The 14848-nt window shown below is 70.2% G+C and carries 11 protein-coding genes; 6 read left to right on the top strand and 5 right to left on the bottom strand.

Features of this window, described 5'->3' with window-relative positions:
• Window positions 1-64 precede the first annotated feature (64 nt).
• On the bottom strand, window positions 65-1078 hold the full coding sequence (locus ABZ624_RS16360) for an ABC transporter ATP-binding protein (RefSeq protein WP_360088222.1): 1014 nt from the start codon (window positions 1076-1078) through the stop codon (window positions 65-67).
• A 112-nt stretch (window positions 1079-1190) separates the two neighbouring features.
• Complete coding sequence (locus ABZ624_RS16355) at window positions 1191-2402, bottom strand: NYN domain-containing protein (protein WP_360088219.1); 1212 nt, start codon at window positions 2400-2402, stop codon at window positions 1191-1193.
• Window positions 2403-2628: 226 nt separating this feature from the next.
• Here ABZ624_RS16355 and ABZ624_RS16350 point away from each other — a divergent pair, with 226 nt between their 5' ends.
• Window positions 2629-2805 (top strand): hypothetical protein, encoded by a 177-nt coding sequence (locus ABZ624_RS16350; RefSeq protein ID WP_360088216.1) that lies wholly within the window; start codon window positions 2629-2631, stop codon window positions 2803-2805.
• A 71-nt stretch (window positions 2806-2876) separates the two neighbouring features.
• Here ABZ624_RS16350 and dnaE read toward each other — a convergent pair whose 3' ends face one another.
• A complete protein-coding gene (gene dnaE / locus ABZ624_RS16345) occupies window positions 2877-6416 on the bottom strand; it encodes a DNA polymerase III subunit alpha (RefSeq protein ID WP_360088213.1) in 3540 nt (1179 codons plus the stop codon).
• Window positions 6417-6617: 201 nt separating this feature from the next.
• On the opposite strand from dnaE, the gene ABZ624_RS16340 reads away from it, so the two are divergent.
• The 4 genes from ABZ624_RS16340 (at window position 6618) to ABZ624_RS16325 (ending at window position 11401) form a co-directional block, all read left to right on the top strand.
• Complete coding sequence (locus ABZ624_RS16340; RefSeq protein WP_360088210.1) at window positions 6618-7958, top strand: DUF2252 domain-containing protein; 1341 nt, start codon at window positions 6618-6620, stop codon at window positions 7956-7958.
• A gap of 68 nt (window positions 7959-8026) precedes the next feature.
• Window positions 8027-8716 carry a hypothetical protein gene (locus tag ABZ624_RS16335; RefSeq protein ID WP_360088207.1) on the top strand — a complete coding sequence of 230 codons (690 nt, stop codon included), beginning with the start codon at window positions 8027-8029 and terminating at the stop codon, window positions 8714-8716.
• Window positions 8717-8795: 79 nt separating this feature from the next.
• A complete protein-coding gene (locus ABZ624_RS16330) occupies window positions 8796-9638 on the top strand; it encodes a thioredoxin domain-containing protein (protein ID WP_360088204.1) in 843 nt (280 codons plus the stop codon).
• Window positions 9639-9730: 92 nt separating this feature from the next.
• Entirely contained in the window at window positions 9731-11401 is a 1671-nt protein-coding gene (locus ABZ624_RS16325) for an alkaline phosphatase D family protein (protein ID WP_360088201.1), read from the top strand.
• A 7-nt stretch (window positions 11402-11408) separates the two neighbouring features.
• On the opposite strand, the gene ABZ624_RS16320 is transcribed toward ABZ624_RS16325, so the two are convergent.
• Window positions 11409-11987 carry a dienelactone hydrolase family protein gene (locus ABZ624_RS16320; protein ID WP_360088198.1) on the bottom strand — a complete coding sequence of 193 codons (579 nt, stop codon included), beginning with the start codon at window positions 11985-11987 and terminating at the stop codon, window positions 11409-11411.
• A gap of 105 nt (window positions 11988-12092) precedes the next feature.
• Between ABZ624_RS16320 and ABZ624_RS16315 the strand changes: the two genes are divergently transcribed.
• Complete coding sequence (locus ABZ624_RS16315) at window positions 12093-13199, top strand: mechanosensitive ion channel domain-containing protein (protein WP_360088195.1); 1107 nt, start codon at window positions 12093-12095, stop codon at window positions 13197-13199.
• 61 nt (window positions 13200-13260) lie between these two features.
• Here ABZ624_RS16315 and ABZ624_RS16310 read toward each other — a convergent pair whose 3' ends face one another.
• Entirely contained in the window at window positions 13261-14847 is a 1587-nt protein-coding gene (locus ABZ624_RS16310) for a Na+/H+ antiporter (protein ID WP_360088192.1), read from the bottom strand.
• Between the last annotated feature and the right edge of the window lies 1 nt (window position 14848).

Below are 14848 nucleotides of genomic sequence, written 5' to 3'. Positions count from 1 at the left end.
CTCTTCCCTACGGCGGTCGCGTAGACCGCCGTACAGACCCATACGCATGGCACGACCGCCGCGCTCACGCCTTCACCAGCCCCTGGCGTGCCGCGCCGCCCAGTGCCAGGTACACGTCCTCCAGGCTGGGCGTGGCGAGCGTGAAGTCGTCCAGCGCGGCGAAGGCGGCCCCGCCCGTCACGGTGGCGACGGCGGCACGGGCCTCCTCGGGCGCGAGCCGGAGCGTCCAGCACCGCCCGGACTCCACCGCGCGTTCCCGCAGCACGGCGACCTCGGGCACCTCCAGCGGCGCCCGCTCCCGCCACACCAGCTCGACCCGCACCTCCCCGGCGACCTGTTCCTTCAGCCCGGCCGGGGTGTCGCAGGCGATGACGCGGCCCTGGTCGACGACGGCGACCCGGTCGAGCACGGCCTCGGCCTCGATGACGTTGTGGGTGACCAGCAGCACGGTCGTACCGCGCTCGGCGCGCCGCCGGTCCAGGGCCGCCCAGACCGCGCGCCGGGCCACCGGGTCCATGCCGGTGGTCGGCTCGTCCAGCACAAGCAGCGGCCGCTCGCCGACGAGGGCGGCGGCGAGGCAGGCGAGCCGTCGCTGCCCGCCGGACAGCTTCTTCAGCGCCCGCCCGGCGATCGGCGTGAGCCCCAGCTCCTCCAGTACGGCGTCCCGCTCGGCCCGCGCCCGCCGCACGTCCAGGCCGCGCAGGCGTCCGGTGGTCTCGGCGGCGAGGGATACGGTCAGCTCGTCCAGCGCGGAGGACTCCTGGCCCAGGTAGGCGAGGATGCGCGCGGCGCGCTCCGGGTGCCGGACGATGTCGTGCCCGAGGATCTCGATGCTGCCGGCGTCCGGCCGCAGCAGTCCGGTGAGCTGCCGTACGAGCGTGGACTTGCCGGCGCCGTTCGGCCCGAGCAGCCCGAACACCTCGCCGCGCCGCACGTCCAGCTCGACCCCGTCGGTGGCCCGCACCGCGGGGGTGCCCGGCACGCCGCGCCGTCCCTTCACGGCCGGATAGGTCTTCCGGAGCCCGCGCACGCGTACGACCTCGTCATGCCGAAGTGCCTGTGCCGCGCGCGTACTCACAAGGGACGAGGGTACGGGGTCGGGGGCCTTTACTCGCCTTTGGGGCCACTTCTGTACGTGCCCCGTAAGAAGGCCCGCCGCAACGGCGCTCAGCCGAGACAGCGAAGCCGGCTCACTCCCCCGCCATGCTCTCCGCCGCGGCCGGAACGTCGATCTCCCGCCAGAAGCCCGCCCGAATGGCGTAGCGGTCGTGCTCGTCGATCTGGTCGTCCTTGTGGGCGAGCAGCCCGAACCGTGCGGCGTACCGCAGCAGCTCCCCGTCGATGCGGTGCGGGATGCGCGGGTACATCTGCGACAGCTTCTGCAGATGTCCCTGGTCGCCGAGCCGGGAAATCCAGCGGCGGGCGAAGACCTGCCCCACCTCGTACGGGTCGCCGCCGACGGTGGTGATGTCCTCCTCGCGGTCGGCCCACCGCTGCTCGGCCGTGGTGAGCTGGGCGAGCGTCGGCATGGAGGCGACATCGGGCGGCTCGGCGACCCCGCCCGGCCGGTCCACCCAGCCCTTGTCGGAGGACCAGCGCAGGGTCGCGGTCGCGGGGTGCTGGACGGGCTGGCTGCCGGGGGCGCGCAGTGCGGCCAGGTCCTTCGGCGTGGGTACGCCCTTGGAGGCGGCGGCCCGCTCCTGGGCGCCGTTCCCCGTCGCGGCGGCCGGGGGCGCGCCCTGCTCGGCCGACCGCTCGGCCGCCGCGGCGAGCGCGGACTCGGGCAGGGGAGCGGAGAGGATCGCGGCGATCTCGGGCCGGGGCGCGGGCGGCGGGGCGCAGACGCCGGTCAGTTCCTTGGCGCGGACGGCCTGGGTGATCCAGGCGCGGTCCAGGACGCGCCGCTCGTCGGCCTCGGCGACCAGGTCCTCGGACTGGTTGTAGTCGCCGTCGGCGGCCTGGACGGCCCACAGGTGGACGGCGACGCCGTGTTCCTTCGCAGCCATCATGCCGGGCAGCAGATCGCCGTCGCCGGTGACGAGGACGATGTCGGAGCAGGCGCGGTTGCGGGCCAGCTCGGTCAGCTCGGCGTGCATGGCGGCGTCCACGCCCTTCTGCGCCCAGCGTCCGTCGCTGCGGGTGAGGGCGCCGAGGCGGACGGTGACACGGGGCATCACGCGCAGCCGGCGGTGCTCCGGTTGGGGGACACGGTCGGGGGCGCCGTCGAACCAGTAGATGCGCAGCAGCGGGCGCTCGGTCTCCGACTCGGCGCGTTCGCGCAGGGCCTGGATCAGCGCGGGGTGATCGACGGTGATCCGGGACCGCGAGGGCTCACCTGCGAGGAGGCTGGCGGCGGCGCCCAGCAGGTACCCGGCGTCCACCAGGACGATGCAGCGGTCCACGCGACTCACCCTCTTCCCGGGAGGTTTTGCTTCGGACTTCCTTCGAGTCTGCCCGACCACGCGGAGGTTAACGGCCCGAACTCGATCTTCGGCGTGGCGTTTGTCGAATCCCGCTCGCCCACCACCCCTGTTACAGACGGTAATTATCCGACATGCGCCTGATGTCAGCGTATGTGAATCTGGTCCCGGCCCTGGCCCCTAGATCCCCCACAGGAGGCAGATCACCATGGCCAAGAACAAGAACCGCAAGCAGGGTGGCCCGCAGAACCGCGTGCCGAAGGCCGAGCAGGCTCACGAGCACGCACAGCGGTCGCAGGAGACCCACGAGTCTCCGGTGGCGCACATCCAGGGCAGCCCGGCGGATGTTGCTCGCAAGAAGCAGAAGAGCTTCGGTCACAACTAAAGGGCAGTTGAAGCCCAGGCACAGTGAAGGGGCGCACCCGACCGGGGTGCGCCCCTTCACACGTCATCGGCTCAGCCGGCCAGGCAGGACGGGCCGAGCAGCACCTTCAGGTCGCCGAACAGCGCCGGGTCGGGCTTGACCCGGTGCCGGTCCAGGCGCAGGACGGTGGTCTTGCGGGGGCCCTGGAGCTTGATGCGGACCTCGCTGTCGCCCTTGTGGTGGCTGAGGATCTCACCGAGGCGGCTGACCATGGGCGGGGTGACCCGGGTGGCCGGGATCGTGAGGATCACCGGCGCGTTGGTGCCCGCGTTGGACAGGTCCGGGACCATCAGCTCCATGGCGACGAGCCGGGGCACGTCCTCGCGCTTGTCGAGGCGGCCCTTGACGAACACGACGGCGTCCTCGACGAGTTGGGTCGACACCAGCTGGTAGGTCGCCGGGAAGAACATGCACTCGATGGAACCGGCGAGGTCCTCGACGGTGGCGATCGCCCAGGCGTTGCCCTGCTTGGTCATCTTGCGCTGCAGGCCCGAGATGATGCCGCCGATGGTGACGACCGCGCCGTCCCCGTGCTCGCCGCCGGTGAGCTGGGCGATGCCCGCGTCGGCCTTGTCGGCGAGGACGTGTTCCAGACCGAAGAGCGGGTGGTCGGAGACGTACAGACCGAGCATCTCCCGCTCCTGGGCGAGCAGATACGTCTTGTCCCACTCGTCGGTGGAGAACTCCACGTCGAGTCCGAAGCCGGGTTCGCTGCCGGTGTCCTCGCCCATGCCGCCGAAGAGGTCGAACTGCCCCTCGGCCTCCTTGCGCTTGACCGCGACCACGTTGTCGATCATCGGTTCGTACTGCGCCGTGAGCCCCTTGCGGGTGTGCCCCATCGTGTCGAAGGCGCCGGCCTTGATCAGGGATTCGGTGGTGCGCTTGTTGCAGACCACCGCGTCGACCTTGTCGAGGTAGTCGGGGAAGGAGGCGTACTTCCCCTTGGCCTTGCGGCACTTGATGATCGACTCGACGACGTTGGTGCCGACGTTGCGCACGGCGGACAGGCCGAAGAGGATCACGTCGTCGCCCTGGGCCGCGAAGTTCGCCTCGGACTCGTTGACGTTCGGCGGGAGCACCCGGATGCCCATGCGGCGGCACTCGTTGAGGTAGACCGCGGACTTGTCCTTGTCGTCCTTGACGGACGTCAGGAGCGCGGCCATGTACTCGGCGGGGTGGTTCGCCTTGAGGTAGGCGGTCCAGTACGACACCAGGCCGTACGCGGCGGAGTGCGCCTTGTTGAAGGCGTAGCCGGCGAAGGGGACCAGCACGTCCCAGAGCGCCTGGACGGCCTCGTCGCTGTAGCCGTTCTTGCGGGCGCCGGCCTGGAAGATGACGAAGTTCTTCTCCAGTTCCTCCGGCTTCTTCTTGCCCATGACGCGGCGGAGGATGTCGGCCTCGCCGAGCGAGTAGCCCGCGATGATCTGGGCGGCCTTCTGCACCTGCTCCTGGTAGACGATCAGGCCGTAGGTGACGTCCAGGACCTCCTTGAGCGGCTCCTCCAGCTCGGGGTGGATCGGCGTGATCTCCTGCTGCCCGTTCTTGCGGAGGGCGTAGTTCGTGTGGGAGTTCATGCCCATCGGGCCCGGGCGGTACAGGGCCGACACGGCGGAGATGTCTTCGAAGTTGTCGGGCTTCATCAGCCTGAGCAGCGAGCGCATGGGGCCGCCGTCGAACTGGAAGACGCCGAGGGTGTCGCCGCGCTGGAGCAGCTCGAAGGTCGTGGGGTCGTCCAGCGGCAGGGAGAGCAGGTCGATGTCGAGGCCCTTGTTGGCCTTCACCATCTTGACCGCGTCGTCCATGATCGTGAGGTTGCGCAGGCCCAGGAAGTCCATCTTCAGCAGGCCGAGCGACTCACAGCTCGGGTAGTCCCACTGGGTGATGGTCACGCCGTCGGTGTGCCTCACCCAGACCGGGACGTGCTCGGTGATGGTCTCACTGGACATGATCACGCCGGCGGCGTGCACACCCATCTGCCGGACCAGGCCCTCCACGCCGCGCGCGGTGTCGATGACCTTCTTCACGTCCGGCTCGTTCTCGTACATCCCGCGGACCTCGCCGGCCTCCGAGTAGCGGGGGTGGCTGGGGTCGGTGATGCCGGACAGCGGGATGCCCTTGCCGAGGACGTCGGCGGGCATGGCCTTGGTGATGCGGTCGCCCATCGCGTACGGGTAGCCCAGCACGCGCGCGGAGTCCTTGATCGCGTTCTTGGCCTTGATGGTGCCGTAGGTGCCGATCATGGCGACCTTGTCGGCGCCGTACTTCTCGGTCACGTACCGGATGACCTCGACGCGCCGGCGCTCGTCGAAGTCGATGTCGACATCGGGCATCGAGATGCGCTCGGGGTTGAGGAACCGCTCGAAGATCAGGCCGTGCGGGATCGGGTCGAGGTCGGTGATGCCCATGGCGTAGGCGACGATCGAGCCGGCCGCGGAGCCTCGGCCGGGGCCCACCGCGATGCCCTGCTTCTTGGCCCACATGATGAAGTCGGCGACGACGAGGAAGTAGCCGGGGAAGCCCATCGAGATGATGGTGTCCATCTCGTAGTCGGCCTGCTTCTGGCGGTCCTCGGGGATGCCGCCGGGGAAGCGGCGCTCCATGCCGCGGCGGACCTCCTCCTTGAACCAGGTGACCTCGGTGTAGCCCTCGGGGATGTCGAACTTGGGCATGAGGTCGCGCTTCTCGAACATGCCGGTGGTGTCGACCATCTCGGCGACGAGGAGCGTGTTGGCGCAGCCCTCCTGCCAGGCGTCCGAGGAGTCGATGGCGTACATCTCGTCCGTGGACTTCAGGTAGTAGCCGGTGCCGTCGAACTTGAAGCGGTCGGGGTCGGAGAGGTTCTTGCCGGTCTGGATGCACAGCAGGGCGTCGTGGGCGCCCGCCTCGTGCGCGTAGGTGTAGTGCGAGTCGTTGGTGACCAGCGGGGGGATGCCGAGCTTCTTGCCGATCTCCAGCAGGCCGTCGCGGACCCGGCGCTCGATCTCGATGCCGTGGTCCATCAGCTCCAGGAAGTACTTGTCCTTGCCGAAGATGTCCTGGTACTCGGCGGCGGCCTTGAGGGCCTCGTCGAAGTGGCCGAGGCGCAGCCGGGTCTGCACCTCGCCCGAGGGACAGCCGGTGGAGGCGACGATGCCCTCGGACCACCGGGCGATGGTCTCCTTGTCCATCCGGGGCCACTTCTGCAGCCAGCCCTCGGCATAGGCGTCCGAGGAGAGGCGGAAGAGGTTGTGCAGACCCGTCCTGTTCACGGCCCACATCGTCTTGTGGGTGTAACCACCGGAACCGGAGACGTCGTCCCGCTTCTGGTGCGGCTGGCCCCACTGGATCTTGCGCTTGTTGCGCCGGGACTCGGGCGCGACATACGCCTCGATCCCGATGATCGGGGTGATTCCGGCTTTCTTCGCGGAGTGGAAGAAGTCGTACGCCCCGTGGAGGTTGCCGTGGTCGGACATGGCGATGTGCGTCATGCCCATCTCGTTGCAGGCGTTGAACATGTCCTTGAGCCGCGCGGCACCGTCCAGCAGCGAGTACTGGGTGTGGACGTGCAGGTGCGTGAACGGCGGCTTTGACACGGTATGGCCTCCAACGGAAACACTGGGCGGCGGGCGGGGGACAGTTCTGGGGGTCAGCGTCGAAGTCTATGCCCCGGCACTGACACTCGCGGGGGATCCCCGCGTACCTTCATGCGGGAACCGGGCACTGCCGCGTGGCGTCGCCCGTTGGAGACGGCAGAAACGCTGTCGTACAGGTAATGCACCAGGAGGCACCCAGCGATGTCGGCACCCCAGCTCAGCGACGAGCAGCGCGGCGAGGAGATCATCGCCGTCTTCGACACCGCCTTCGGCCGGCTCCTGGCCGCCGACCCGGCCGCGTTCCGGGTGAAGTTCCGGAAGATGGCGGCCTCGGCCTTCGCGTTCTACCGGGGCACGGCGTGCCTCTTCTACCACGACCTGACGGCGAATAAAGAGTTCGGCTCGCAGCGCGGCGGCCCGTACCTGGACGACCGCACCTCGCGCGTGTGGATCCACGGCGATCTGCACGCCGAGAACTTCGGCACGTACATGGACTCCAACGGCCGCCTGGTCTTCAACGTCAACGACTTCGACGAGGCCTACGTCGGCCCGTTCACCTGGGACCTGAAGCGCTTCTCGGCCTCGATCGCGCTCATCGGGTACGCGAAGGCGCTCAGTGACGAGCAGATCACCGAGCTGGTGACGGTCTACGCGGCGGCCTACCGCGAGCGCATCCACGCCCTCGCCACGGGCGCCAAGAGCGACGAGGTGCCGCCGTTCACCCTGGACACCGCGGAGGGCCCGCTGCTGGGCGCGCTGCGTGCCGCCCGCTCGCTCACCCGCTTCGAGCTGCTGGACTCGATGACCGAGATCCGCGACTTCGAGCGCCGCTTCGCGCCGGGCGGCGGCTCCATCGAGCTGGACGCCGCGACCCGCTACAAGGTCCTGGCCGCCTTCGACGGCTATCTGGAGACCCTGCCGGACTCCTCCCTGGCCCGCCCGGACTCCTACCGCGTGAAGGACGTGGTCGGCCGCCGGGGCATCGGCATCGGCTCGGCCGGCCTGCCGTCGTACAACATCCTGCTGGAGGGGCACAGCGACGCCCTGGAGAACGACGTCGTGATCTACATCAAGCAGGCCCAGACCCCGGCCGTCTCCCGGCACATCACGGACCCGGCGATCGCCGGCTACTTCCAGCACGAGGGCCACCGCACGGTCATCTCCCAGCGCGCCCTGCAGGCGCACGCGGACCCGTGGCTGGGCTGGACCGAGCTGGACGGCGCGGGCCAGCTGGTCGCCGAGGTCTCGCCGTACGCCGTGGACCTGGACTGGGGCGACATCGACGACCCCGAGGAGATCGCGGCCGTCGTCGCCGACCTGGGCCGGGCCACCGCCACCATGCACGCGGCGGCGGACGACCAGTCCGGCGAGTCCCTGGTGCCGTTCTCCACCGAGCGGGCCATCGACGCGGCGCTCGCGGCCGACGAGGAGGGCTTCGCGCCCCTCCTGGTGGACTTCGCGCACAGCTACGGCGCACGCGCGCGTGCCGACCACCAGGTCTTCGTCGACCTGTTCCGCAACGGCCGGATTCCGGGGCTGTAACCTTCGCGCACTCACAGACACCCTTTAGGGGTCCCTTAACCGCGTACGTGACAGACTCTTCTTTCACCATGGACATATCCGGGACCCAGCTCAGAGCCGTGCGCGCGGCGCTGTTCACGGCTGTCGTCGTGACGCTCAGCACCGCGTCGCACGTACTGCTGTCGCGGGCCCCGCTGCCGGTGGCGTCCGTGCTGACGGTCTGTGCCGGCGTGTTCGTCACCGCGTACGCGCTGGCGGGCCGCGAACGCGGCTTCGGCCGGATCGCGGCCCTGCTGATCCCGCTGGAACTGGCCGCCGACACGGTGTTCACCACCGGCCAGCACACCTGTTACGGCAGGGCGGGCGGCCCGGTCGCCGGCCCGCTGCACGCCTTCGGCTTCAAGGTGCTGTGCGAGGGCGGCGCCGTCGGCACCCCGCTGGCCCAGGTGACCGGGGCCCACGGCCGCCCGGGGGCGCTGCTCGCGCACGCCAGTCCGGCGGCCGCCTGGCTGCTGCTCGCCGCACACATCGGCGTGGGCCTGCTCGCCGCCGCCTGGCTGCGCCGGGGCGAGCGGGCGCTGGTCCAGCTGCTGCGCGCGGTCGCCGCCACCACCTTCCGGCCGCTGCTGCTCGCGGTGGCCGCGGTCACCGTCCGGCTGACCCCGGTCCGCCGGCTGCCGCGCCCGGCTCCGCGCCGGGCTGCCGCCCGCGACCGGCTTTTCGTGCACTCCCTGGGACGCCGTGGACCGCCGTGCTCGCCCGCTGCCGCCGCCAGCTGAGCGGCAGCACTGAGCACTACCAGTCCCCCACACGTATCCCGCGTACGACATGTGCGCGTCCCACATGGAGATCACCAACATGAGCAAGCGGAACGGCCAGGCGGCGAAGACGGCGGCCCGGGAGCGGCTGCGCCAGGAGCGCGAGCGGCAGGCCAAGCGCGACAAGGCCAAGCGGCAGCTCGTCGTGGCCGCCTCGGCGGTGGCCGTACTGGGCGCGGTCTTCGGCATCAGCTACGCCATCATCCAGGCGAACCAGCCCAGCTACTGGGAGGGCCTGAAGGACGCCAAGGTCGTCGCTCCCGCCCACACCACGGGCACGAACGGCACCACGGTCGTCATCGGCAAGGACACCGCCAAGAAGACCCTCAAGGTCTACGAGGACCCGCGCTGCCCCGTGTGCGCCTCCTTCGAGCAGGCCGTCGGCCCGACCGTGAAGAAGGACATCGACGACGGCAAGTTCAAGATCCAGTACATCGGCGGCACGTTCCTCGACGGCGACTCGCTGAGGGACGGCAAGATCGGCGCCAACGGCGTGGGCTCCAAGAACGCCATGAGCGCCATGGGCGCCGCGCTGAACGTCAGCCCGGAGGCGTTCCTGGCGTACAAGAGCGCGCTGTACTCCGCGAAGTACCACCCCGCCGAGACGGACGACAAGTTCAAGAGCGACGACTACCTCATCGAAATCGCCGACACCGTCCCGGCGCTGAAGAACAACACCGCGTTCGAGCAGGCCGTGAAGAAGGGCACCTACGACGCCTGGGCGCTGGCCATGTCGAAGACCTGGGACACCAACAAGGACGGCGTGACCGGCACCCCGAGCTTCGTCATGAACGGCAAGATGCTCACCACCGACAGCCAGGGTCACCCGCCCATGACCGTGGCCGACTTCAACAAGCTGGTGGACGCGGCCCTCAAGGGCTGACGGCTCGTCGGAAATCGCCTTTCACGTGAAGAGCGGGCGAACTTTCGAGGTTCGCCCGCTCTTGCCCATACCGATCAGTAACCTGATCGGTCGTGACCAGTCGATACAGAGCATCCGAGGCCGCCAAGGGCCTCAACTCCCTCGCACCGCGCCGCCGTACGGTCGTCAAGGCCGCGGCGGCGACTGCTGTGCTGGCGGGGCCGCTCGCCGCCGCCCTGCCGGCGCGCGCCGCCGACCGGGCCCCCGCCTTCCTGCACGGTGTCGCCTCCGGTGACCCGCTGCCCGACGGCGTCCTGCTGTGGACCCGGGTGACTCCGACGCCGGAGGCCACGCCCGGCTCGGGCGTCGGCCCGGACACCGAGGTGAACTGGGTCGTCGCCAGGGACAAGGCGTTCACCAGCATCGTCGCCAAGGGGTCCGTCACCGCGACCGCCACCTCCGACCACACCGTGAAGGCCGACGTCCGGGGCCTGGAACCGGCCACCGACTACTGGTTCCGGTTCTCGGCCGGCGGCACCGAATCCCCGGTGGCCCGTACCCGCACCGCGCCCGCGGCGGACGCGAACGTGTCCGGGCTGCGCTTCGGCGTGGTCAGCTGCGCCAACTGGGAGGGCGGCTACTTCGCCGCCTACCGCCACCTCGCGGCCCGCAACGACCTGGACGCCTGGCTGCACCTCGGCGACTACATCTACGAGTACAAGTCCGGCGAGTACGCGGCGCGCGGCACGGTCGTCCGCCCGCACGCCCCCGCGAACGAGATCATCACGCTCGCCGACTACCGCATCCGGCACGCCACGTACAAGACCGACCCCGATCTGCAGGCCCTGCACCTGAAGGTGCCGGTCGTCGCGATCTGGGACGACCACGAGTTCGCCGACAACGCCTGGTCGGGCGGCGCGGTCAACCACACCGAGGGCGCCGAGGGCACCTGGACCGCCCGCAAGGCGGCCGCCAAGCAGGCCTACTTCGAGTGGATGCCCGTCCGCCCCGCCATCGAGGGCACCACCTACCGGCGGCTGCGCTTCGGCAAGCTCGCCGACCTGTCCCTGATGGACCTGCGTTCCTTCCGCTCCCAGCAGGCGTCCGCCGGCAGCGGTTCGGTGGACGACCCGAACCGGACGATCACCGGCCGGGCCCAACTGGACTGGCTGAAGGCCGGGTTGAAGGCCTCCGACACCAGGTGGCGGCTGGTCGGCAACTCCGTGATGATCGCGCCGTTCGTCATCGGCTCCCTCACCGCCGACCTGCTCAAGCCGCTCGCCAAGCTGCTCGGCCTGCCGCAGGACGGCATCGGCGTCAACACCGACCAGTGGGACGGCTATACGCACGACCGCCGCGAACTCCTCGACCACCTGCGCTCGAACGCCATCGGCAACACCGTCTTCCTGACCGGCGACATCCACATGTCCTGGGCCAACGACGTGCCGGTGGACGCGGGTACCTATCCGCTGTCGCCGTCGGCGGCCACCGAGTTCGTCATCACGTCGGTGACCTCCGACAACCTCGACGACATCGTCAAGGTCCCCGAGGGCACGGTCTCCGCGCTCGCCGCGCCGGTCATCGAGGCCGCCAACCGGCACGTCCACTGGGTGGACACCGACCGGCACGGCTACGGCGTGCTGGACATCACCGCCGACCGCACGCAGATGGACTACTACGTCCTGTCCGACCGCACCGACGCGAACGCCACCTCCACGTGGGTGCGCTCCTACCGCACCCGCAGCGGCACCCAGAAGGTCGAGCGGACCTACGACCCGGTGTAGCCGCCGGCTACACCGACTGCAGGCTGTCGAGGAAGCCGAGCGCCACCCGCCAGGTGGCCTCGGCGGCCTCGGCGTCGTAGTCCGGCAGCCCGGGGTCGGTGTAGAGGTGCCCGGCGCCGGCGTAGCGGTAGACCTCCACATCGGCTCCGGTCCGGCCCATCTGCAGATACCAGGCGCTCAGCCAGTCGTCCGTCTCGAACGGGTCCGGCTCGGCCACATGCAGCTGCACCGGCAGCCCGTCCACGTGCGCGGCCGGCGCGATGTCCGACGTGCCGTGCAGGAGCAGCAGCCCGCGCGCCTTGTCGTCGCCGAGGGCGAGGGTCTGCGCGATGGAGGCGCCGAGCGAGAACCCGGCGTACACCAGCCCTCGCTCCGAGTACGGCGCCGCCGCCAGCACGGCCCGCTTCAGCAGCTCCTCCTTGCCGATCCGCTCGTTGAACTCCATGCCCTCCTCGACGGTGCCGAACGTGCGCCCCTCGAAGAGGTCGGGCGTCCACACCTCGTGGCCCGCCGTACGCAGCCGGTCCGCGGCGTCGCGCACCGCGGGCCTGAGGCCGTAGGTCGAGTGAAAAAGCATGATGTTCATGAGGCCATGGTGCCAGCCGGTGCGGGCGCCGCCGGAGCCGCCGTACCCACGAACCCGCCGAACTCACATGTTCATGGCCGCCGAGCGCCGGTTAGAAGCGGAGGCATGGAGAACCTGCTCCGACCTGTGATCGTGATCGGCGGCTCGGTGCTGATCACCCTGGCGATCGGCTGGGCCACCGACCGGCTGCTGTGCAAGGCCGACGCGCGTGACCGCGACACCCCGCTGTGGGGGCTGCTGCGCCGTGGCCGAGTCCCGTACCAGCTCGTGCTGTGCGCCGCCCTGCTGCGCGGGTCCTACGACCAGGCGAAGCTGCTGGAGCGGCACCAGGCCGGCATCGGCCGGACGCTGACGCTGGTGCTGATCGGCTCCGCCGCCTGGCTGGTGATCCGGATCGCGGCGGCGATCGTCGAGACCACCTACAGCCGCTACGCCCGCGCGCACCGGGACCCCGCCCGGGTGCGCAGGGTGCGCACACAGGTGGAGCTGATCATGCGGGTGGTGTCCGCGATCGTGATCGTCGTGGCGATCGCCGCCATGCTGCTGACCTTCCCGGCGATGCGCGCGGCCGGCGCCTCACTGCTCGCTTCGGCGGGCATCATCGCCGCCATCGCCGGTGTGGCCGCCCAGTCGACCCTGTCCAATATGTTCGCCGGGCTGCAGATCGCCTTCGGTGACATGGTGCGGATCGGCGACACCGTCGTCGTGGACGGCGAGTGGGGCGCGGTGGAGGAGATCACGCTGACCTTTCTGACGGTACGCACCTGGGACGAGCGCCGGATCACCATGCCGGTGTCGTACTTCACCTCCAAGCCCTTCGAGAACTGGTCACGGGGGACCCCGCAGATGACGGGCATCGTCTACTGGCACCTCGACCACAGCGCGCCCGTCGAGGCGATGCGCGAGAAGCTGCGCGACATCCTGCGCCAGTGCCCGGCGTGGGACGGCCGCGCCTACGGCCTGGTGGTGACGGACAGCACACCCACCACCATCCAGGTGCGCGCCCTGGTGACCGCGAAGGACGCCGACGACATCTGGACGGTGCGGGTCACGGTCCGCGAGCAGATGATCACCTGGCTGATGACCGAGCACGCCTACGCGCTTCCCCGCGTCAACACCTCCGAGGCGGTGCTCCCGCCGCACCGCCTCCCGTACCGCGACGGCGCCTCACTCCGCAAGGACTACGACGTCCCGCGCACCCGCCGCGGCTGACGTCCCCTTCGACGTCCGCTCCGAGTTGTCCACAGGCCGCTTGTGCGACACGTGGGCACGGTCACCGCAGACTCCGCACGTCCAGATGCCGGAGCACCCGGTCCACGATCTCCGGATCCGCCCCCGGCTCGCTGCGGGCCGCCAGCACCTCGTGCCGCGCCGCGCTCAGCATCTCGTTCTGGATGTTCCGCACCCGTTTCAGCCGCCGGGCCCGCTGGTGCTGGGCCTCCCTGCGCTCCTCCTCCCCCATGTCGGGACTGATCCGGATCCCGATGTCGAAGGCGCGCCGCAGCATCTGCTCGGACAGGTCCTCGGGCAGGTCCTCCACCTGCTCGATCTCCCGCAGCCGGCGCTTGGCCGCCTTGGCCGCCCGCACCGCCAGCTCCTTCTCGAACTCCTTCTCCCGTTCGGAGTCGGCCCGCACCCCGAGCCACCTCACCAGCGACGGCAGCGTGAGCCCCTGCAGGACCAGTGTGACGATGATCACCCCGAAGGCGATGAAGACGATCTCGTCCCGGTCGGGGAACCGGGATCCGTCAGCGGTCTTCAGCGGAACGGCAAGCGCCAGCGCCACCGAGGCCACCCCGCGCATCCCGGACCACCACATCACGACGGTCTCCCGCCAGCTCACCGGGATCTCCTCGTCGTAGTCCCGCCGCGCGTGCAGCCGCTTGGTCAGCCAGGTCGCCGGCAGCAGCCACAGCAGCCGTACGACGATCACCACGCCCACGACGGCGGCCGCCCAGCCGAGCATCTCGCCCCACCGCCCCTGGGCCGTGCGGATGGCGTTGTGCAGCTCCAGGCCGATGAGCCCGAAGGCGACGCCCGTGACGAGCGTGTCGATGATGTCCCAGAAGGTGTGCCCGGCCAGCCGGGTCATCACGTCGTCGGCGTCGGTGGCGTACTCGGCGAGGAAGAGCGCCGTGGTGAGCACCGCCAGCACCCCCGAGCCGTGCAGCTTCTCCGCGAGCACATAGGAGGCGTACGGCACCAGCAGGGTCATGCCGATCTGCAGGGTCGGATCGCCCAACAGGTCCATCAGCCGGTTCGCGCCCCAGCCGAGCACCAGGCCCACGAGCACCGCGACGACGGCGGACAGCACCAGGTCCAGGCCGGCCCGCCACGGCGAGAACGAACCGCTCACGGCCGCGGCGATCGCCACGTGGTACAGCACGATGGCCGTGACGTCGTTGAAGAGACCCTCGCCCTCCAGGATCGACACCAGGCGGCGCGGCAGCCCGAGCTGTCCGGCGACGCTGGTCGCGGCGACCGGATCGGGCGGGGCGATCAGCGCGCCGAGCGCGACGGCGGCGGCGATCGGCAGCCCCGGCACGATCGCGTTGGCGACGAACGCCACGCACACCGTCGTCACGAACACCAGGGCGACGGCCAGCAGGAGAATCGGGCGGACGTTGGCCGCGAACTGCCGCCAGGAGGTGCGCCGTACAGCGGCGTAGAGCAGCGGCGGGAGCAGCCCGGGCAGGATCAGGTCCGGCGGGATGTCCACGTTGGGCACGAAGTCGGCCACCGCGAGGGCCCCGCCGAACAGCGTCATCAGCACCGGCGCCGGCACCCCGATCCGGTCCCCCACAGGGACGCTCACCAGGGCCCCGAGCAGCAGGACGAACAACAGGGCCAACTGATCCACG

It is taken from the genome of Streptomyces sp. NPDC007205, assembly GCF_040634095.1.
GTDB lineage: Bacteria > Actinomycetota > Actinomycetes > Streptomycetales > Streptomycetaceae > Streptomyces.
Note: the sequence above shows the minus strand (reverse complement) of the source record. Positions and strands in the feature narration are given on the sequence as shown.

Bases quoted from the DNA above. Each gene is read 5' to 3' on its own strand.
- ABZ624_RS16350 (WP_360088216.1), top strand. From the start codon at position 2,629: ATGGCCAAGAACAAGAACCGCAAGCAGGGTGGCCCGCAGAACCGCGTG.
- ABZ624_RS16340 (WP_360088210.1), top strand. From the start codon at position 6,618: ATGTCGGCACCCCAGCTCAGCGACGAGCAGCGCGGCGAGGAGATCATC.
- ABZ624_RS16335 (WP_360088207.1), top strand. From the start codon at position 8,027: ATGGACATATCCGGGACCCAGCTCAGAGCCGTGCGCGCGGCGCTGTTC.
- ABZ624_RS16330 (WP_360088204.1), top strand. From the start codon at position 8,796: ATGAGCAAGCGGAACGGCCAGGCGGCGAAGACGGCGGCCCGGGAGCGG.
- ABZ624_RS16320 (WP_360088198.1), bottom strand. From the start codon at position 11,987: ATGAACATCATGCTTTTTCACTCGACCTACGGCCTCAGGCCCGCGGTG.
- ABZ624_RS16315 (WP_360088195.1), top strand. From the start codon at position 12,093: ATGGAGAACCTGCTCCGACCTGTGATCGTGATCGGCGGCTCGGTGCTG.